4 protein-coding genes and 4 pseudogenes are annotated in these 6,048 nt (G+C 51.6%); 1 reads left to right on the top strand and 7 read right to left on the bottom strand.

Annotated features, from left to right (window positions below; genetic code table 11):
• The 6 genes and pseudogenes from L1D47_RS20095 to L1D47_RS20070 all read right to left on the bottom strand — a co-directional run.
• Positions 1-731: pseudogene (locus L1D47_RS20095) on the bottom strand (IS4 family transposase); the annotation flags it as partial.
• Positions 732-733: 2 nt separating this feature from the next.
• Positions 734-958 (bottom strand): annotated as a pseudogene (locus L1D47_RS20090) (IS4 family transposase); the annotation flags it as partial.
• Positions 959-1,074: 116 nt separating this feature from the next.
• Positions 1,075-1,314 (bottom strand): annotated as a pseudogene (locus L1D47_RS20085) (hypothetical protein); the annotation flags it as partial.
• A 3-nt stretch (positions 1,315-1,317) separates the two neighbouring features.
• Positions 1,318-1,887: pseudogene (locus tag L1D47_RS20080) on the bottom strand (hypothetical protein); the annotation flags it as partial.
• Positions 1,888-1,928: 41 nt separating this feature from the next.
• Entirely contained in the window at positions 1,929-2,297 is a 369-nt protein-coding gene (locus L1D47_RS20075; protein ID WP_239886556.1) for a cytochrome c3 family protein, read from the bottom strand.
• A 5-nt stretch (positions 2,298-2,302) separates the two neighbouring features.
• Complete coding sequence (locus tag L1D47_RS20070) at positions 2,303-3,820, bottom strand: flavocytochrome c (RefSeq protein WP_239886555.1); 1,518 nt, start codon at positions 3,818-3,820, stop codon at positions 2,303-2,305.
• 332 nt (positions 3,821-4,152) lie between these two features.
• On the opposite strand from L1D47_RS20070, the gene L1D47_RS20065 reads away from it, so the two are divergent.
• Complete coding sequence (locus tag L1D47_RS20065; RefSeq protein WP_239886554.1) at positions 4,153-4,953, top strand: TetR/AcrR family transcriptional regulator; 801 nt, start codon at positions 4,153-4,155, stop codon at positions 4,951-4,953.
• A gap of 113 nt (positions 4,954-5,066) precedes the next feature.
• On the opposite strand, the gene L1D47_RS20060 is transcribed toward L1D47_RS20065, so the two are convergent.
• A partial coding sequence (locus L1D47_RS20060; protein WP_239886553.1) for a hypothetical protein occupies positions 5,067-6,048 on the bottom strand: 982 nt, incomplete at its 5' end.

The following is a 6,048-nucleotide window of genomic DNA, read 5'->3' as shown; positions in this document are numbered from 1 at the left end:
GGTGGCATGGCTTCCATCGTGAGGTTGGTCACCAGTGCCCAAGGCTCTTTTGCCGTCAGCTCATAGGTCCATTGGGCGGTATGATGACAGTCGGTCGTCGTACTGCGCTGACCTTTACGTCCTTTACCTCGTGCCTTAAACAATACCATCTCACAGAGCAAAGGCTTCTTGACCGATAAGGCTACCCGACCAACATACTTGGCGCGGCTACTTGCTCTGGCATAGAGCGCTTTAAGTGAACATTGACGGCCAAAGGGATGAAGGCGATAAACACTCAATCCTCTAGCCCGACCGAGCCAGTACCAACCAAGTTGCTCCACCTTTCTAAACCAGGGATTACGAAACCCTGCATCGGTRACTATCAGCGGGGTGACGTTTGCAGGTAACACCCTATGAAGCTCATTGAGAAACTGATTATGAGCAGTTTGCGTTCCTTGCAGCGCTAAGGGAAATGTTCGCTCATAAAGGGTGATTGAACGACCCTTTATGGCAATAGAAGCCCTCAGGGCAATGAGTTCGCGCCCTTCACGCATATCAGACCAATCCACCAAAACAATGGGCATGGTGTGCTGTGTCAGTAACCACTTAGCATGCCATTGGTAGACCGCTAGTCTCTCGTGATGAAGATGATGGTTGCCGAGCAACCTGTCGATACGCTTAATCGAATGTTTGGTTTGCGCATGAGTTCCATCAATATGACGACCTAAAGCGGTCAATGTAAGACGGTCTGAANTCTCTCGTGATGAAGATGATGGTTGCCGAGCAACCTGTCGATACGCTTAATCGAATGTTTGGTTTGCGCATGAGTTCCATCAATATGACGACCTAAAGCGGTCAATGTAAGACGGTCTGAATCAATGAGAGCCCGGCAGGCAACCATGAGGGTATTTAGACGCTTTTGGTGAATTTCTGGGCAATGTTGATAGAGGGATTGATGTAAGATAGTTAACGCTTGCACCTTGGAAGTCCGTGATTGGTTTTTTTTTGCGCTTAATCAGATCACATTCCAAGGTGTAAGTTCACTCTAATTTCATGATTTATATCAAAGTTATCAGGGGATTCCTCAGCGTTGAACTGGTTGGTCTCTTCGTTGTTGTACTCGGTGCCGTTGATGGTGCCCGTGTAGAGATCTGTGGCGTAACGTTTATTTTCTGTTGGGCCATACTCAGGGTTCTTGTAGAAGGCCAGGTCTGTGTGCCAGCCGTTCTTTTCATAGATAGCCTTGATACCTACATCATGATCATCTTCGAAGCCCAGGTAGTAGGGGATGCCGAACCACCAGCTGTTGGAGATGAAGTCACGGTTACCAAAAGGCANGGTCTCTTCGTTGTTGTACTCGGTGCCGTTGATGGTGCCCGTGTAGAGATCTGTGGCGTAACGTTTATTTTCTGTTGGGCCATACTCAGGGTTCTTGTAGAAGGCCAGGTCTGTGTGCCAGCCGTTCTTTTCATAGATAGCCTTGATACCTACATCATGATCATCTTCGAAGCCCAGGTAGTAGGGGATGCCGAACCACCAGCTGTTGGAGATGAAGTCACGGTTACCAAAAGGCACCTTGTTGATACCGAACTGCAACTGCCAGTCGGGGTCGATATTGTAGTAGCCATAGCCATACTTGATGTAGTCGGTGTTGGAGGTGAAGCGGTATTCTGCCGCCAGGCCCCAGTCGCCTTTTTGGCCGTTGAACTTGATGGCCGCCATATCGAAGGTCAGGTCGCCGCCCTTGTCCTTAGAGGCCTCACTATAGTCTTTGTAGCCATAGTTAACACGTACCGCGCCGCCAACATTGATACCATCTTCCTGTTCTCCGGCAAACGCCGTTGAGCCAGAAAGGGCTATCGCGGTGGCGACCATAGACAACATAAATTGAGTGGTCTTTTTCATCATCATTACCTATTAGTATTTTTAAGTATTTACGTCAGAATTTGTTACATCTCACCGAACCAGGTGCGGTGACATTCGGCGCAGACTGGCGCCTTATTCTCGTGTTCGCCATGGCAGGCCAGGCAGCTAGCGCCTTGGTTATAGTGCAGAGACTTATGGGGATGGGCCTCTGGGATGGCCCGCTTGCTCTCGTCTACCGGGATGCTATTGATCTCGCCATGACACTCGACGCAGGCGGCATCTGTGGCGTTCTTCTTGCCTGAACCCTGGTGACAGCCCTGGCAGCCATCTTGGTAGATAAACTCGTGGTTGGTGCGTCCCTGAGTCTTGCCCTTCATCTTGACGAGATCACCGGCGTAGACGCTTGAAGACAGAGCCAGTCCCAGTAGGAGGGTTAAAATAGATTTGTTCATAGTGATTAAGCCTGCGCGTCAGATTTGATGGTTTCAGAAACGACGATTCCCATCGCCAAACATTCCAGACAAGAGGTCGAGCTGAGTCTGGCCTCGCCGTGAACGCCACCTGTGACCTCGCCAATGGCGTAGAGCTTGTTGATGGGTGACATGGAGCGGCCATCGATGACCCGGGCGCCGAGATCTGTCTTTAGGCCACCCATGCAGTAATGCACTTTTGGCCAGATGCGCGAGACTACATAGGGGCCGGTCAATACCTCGGCCGTGTCCATCTTGCGGTTGAATAGCGGGTCTTTACGGGCGTTAACATGGCCGTTGTACTCGCTGATGGTGCGTTTTAGCTCGGCCGCAGGGATAGTAAACTTGCTGGCTATCTCATCTAGGCTGTCCAGTTTCCAGGCCATCTTGTCGCGCAGCGCACGCACAACACGGTCGTCATCCTTGTATTTTTCGTAGTTGAACAAGACTACTGGGTAGGCCGGACTGTTGTCTGGATAACGGTTTTTCATGATGGCCTCGGAGCAGGTTTTACGGTCTGCACGTTCGTCCATGAAGCGTTTGCCATTGAGGACGCTGATGGCGGCGCCTTGGTGCCAACCAATTGAGAGCAGCGCATTTGACCAGCCAAAACCGCCCTCATCGGGTGATCCCCAGTGGCCGGTTTGAATCAGGTTCATGTGCACCGGCAAGGCGCCGTGTGCCATGGCTGTTAGCGTGACTTCCCCAGTCGCGCCATGGGCGTTGGTGCAATCTAGGGTTGGATCGAGTGAAGGGTCGACCATTTCGCGCAGCTTCATGTTGCGGGCGAAGCCGCCATTGGCCAGGATCACGGCCTTGTTGGCTCTGATGTAGACAGTGCTGCCGGTCTTGATGTCGGGGAAGCGATAGTTTTTACGTACCTTGAGTCCGACTATGGTTTGGCCATCCATGATGAAGTCTTCGATGTAATGTTGCAGATGGTACTCGACCCCCTCTTTTACACCTGCCTCATACAGCTTGGTGGTGATGTCGCCACCCGTACCATGCTGTGTCCGTATGGCGCGAGCCTTGTTATGACCGCCGACCTGAATGTTGAAACCATCGCGGAACTTGACGCCTGTGCCTATGCATAGCTCATAGGCATCGAGGGCGCGATTGGCGATCTGACGCAGCGCGGCCTCGTTCTGCATGCCGCGGCCAGAGATGATCTGGTCTTTGACTAACTCTTCGGGAGAGTCATCTTTGATGCCCTGTGCCAGCTGAATCGGGTTCTTGGGGATGGCTAGCCAGCCGCCATTGATGGCCGAATTGCCGCCGATGACCTGCATCTTTTCCAGTACCAATACCGAGCCGACGCCTTGTCGCTTGGTATTGAGCGCCGCTGACAATCCGGCAAATCCGGAGCCGACGACGATAACGTCATGAGACTCGTCCCATTGTATCTCTTTGCACTCTTTGGCTAAGGAGGTGGCGGGCATTGTCGCGGCCATGCCACCTATGGCGGCTCCCGCACTAAGCTTTAAAAAGTTTCTTCTGTTGTGCATTGCTAATGTCCTCTGTCTCTTTATGCAGGCAAAGATAGAGGTTCTGCTAAGCGTTAAAGGTGAAGTAAGTCACGGCTTTTTTTGAGTGGCAAACTTATTCGTGAACCATGTCTCGAATAACTTTTCTGAAATGTTTCTATGCTGGCGAAATGTAGGCGCTAGTGTATCTGGGCGTAAATTTTTCTGCGTGAATGTTTGTTTGACGTGATTCACAACGCCAGACAGTAGCGGCCGTTTTACGTGAGGTTTGTCCCGATTAGTTAAGGGGTCACTGTAATTCGAAAATAATTTGGGCGCATACTCTCGCCTCCTCCACGATAAGGGTGTAAACGATGAAATGTCCCACCGATACTTTGCCAATGATGCGTTGCAATCAGATCTTGGATGCTGCGGAGCAGCTTATCGAGTCTCAAGGGATAGTGTCATTTAAATTCTCTCAGCTGGCGAAAGAGGTGGGTTGCTCGACCGGGACACTCTATAAATTCTTCGAGCGAAAAGAAGATGTCTTGGTCTGCCTCTTCCTGAGGAGTGCGACATCGAATCACTTACCTATTTTTATCGATAAACATCCGGAACTGACGGCGCAGGAGAGGGTGCTCTTGCCTATCATGTTCACCTTCGAGACCATTAAACGCAGCAAGAGCTTTTTTACCCTGCGCTCGGTGTCGGTCAATACCATGGTGTGGCAGCTTGCCAGCGACGAAAAAATTGAGCGATTTAAGAAGCGAATCAATGCCTTTTGGGGCTGGTTTACCGAGTCGTTGCACCAGGCGGTAGAGAGGGGGGAGCTGGAGGCGACCCCCTTGCAGGTTAAGGAGCTGGTACAAGGCATCACCTTCTATCTGACCGGTTCGCTGACCCAGTTTGAAAGTCAGTTGATCGCGCCCGAGTACCTGTCAAATCGGCGTGAGACCTGTTATCGCCATCTCGCCAAGTTGATGGGGCAGTATCGCTGGCATAGGCCATTAACCCCTGAATTATTCGATTCGTTAGAGGCACAAACCACGGCGTTTTTTGACCAGCACTATCGCGATCATATGAGCTGCGCCGCCTGCTGCGCGCTGACGAGCGTGAATTTGCAGGATTCCCCCGAGTGTACTAGGCATAACCTCACCGAAAAAAGCCCTCGATAGGGTCGAGGGCCGGGCCAAATTTGTCGCGGTGGTGTGATTAGATGAGCAATAGCGCGGCCCTAAAGCTGTAAGTTAGGCGGTAGGAGCAACTGCCAGCTAACTTGCGTTAAGCATTAGAAATAATAACCAAAGTTAATGTTGACCCGCTTGTCCCAATCGTCGCCAACCTCTGGAAGCCCCACATGGTCATTGTTAGCGGTTGAGAAGGTCATGTTCTTACCCATGATGAAATCAACCATGGTGTAGGTAGGGCCTGCTGAGATGGCACAGCCGGTGACGTTCTGCATGCTGTTGTCATAGCTGTCATCGGCAACGTCAGGTGTCATCAAGCCGAAATCGTTATAGCACTTCACGCTACCCCAGTCGGTGTTGAAGGTCTTGGCGATGTTGACACTGTATGCCTGACCCTTACTGGCGATCTCATACTGCCAGCTCACCACTGAGACCCCAATCTTGTTTGGATCGACGGCGTCGGCGGCGTCATATTCATACTGCATGGCCTGCAGCTGAAGGTTCCAGCCCTTGTAGCTGCTGTCTAGGTGCAGCGCGACGGCATAACGGTCACCGTTGTTGCCCGTCTTGTTGTTATAGATCTGACCATACTGCACAGAACCGCCAACCGTGGTCGAGCCGCCTTCATGCTCCAGGGTGTAGGTTTGGCGTACGTTGAACTGGTTGGTCTCTTCGTTGTTGTACTCGGTGCCGTTGATGGTGCCCGTGTAGAGATCTGTGGCGTAACGTTTATTTTCTGTTGGGCCATACTCAGGGTTCTTGTAGAAGGCCAGGTCTGTGTGCCAGCCGTTCTTTTCATAGATAGCCTTGATACCTACATCATGATCATCTTCGAAGCCCAGGTAGTAGGGGATGCCGAACCACCAGCTGTTGGAGATGAAGTCACGGTTACCAAAAGGCACCTTGTTGATACCAAACTGCAACTGCCAGTCGGGGTCGATATTGTAGTAGCCATAGCCATACTTGATGTAGTCGGTGCTGGAGGTGAAGCGGTATTCTGCCGCCAGGCCCCAGTCGCCTTTTTGGCCGTTGAACTTGATGGCCGCCATATCGAAGGTCAGGTCGCCGCCCTTGTCCTTAGAG

The organism is Shewanella sp. Isolate7 (genome assembly GCF_022398425.1).
GTDB lineage: Bacteria > Pseudomonadota > Gammaproteobacteria > Enterobacterales > Shewanellaceae > Shewanella.
Note: the sequence above shows the minus strand (reverse complement) of the source record. Positions and strands in the feature narration are given on the sequence as shown.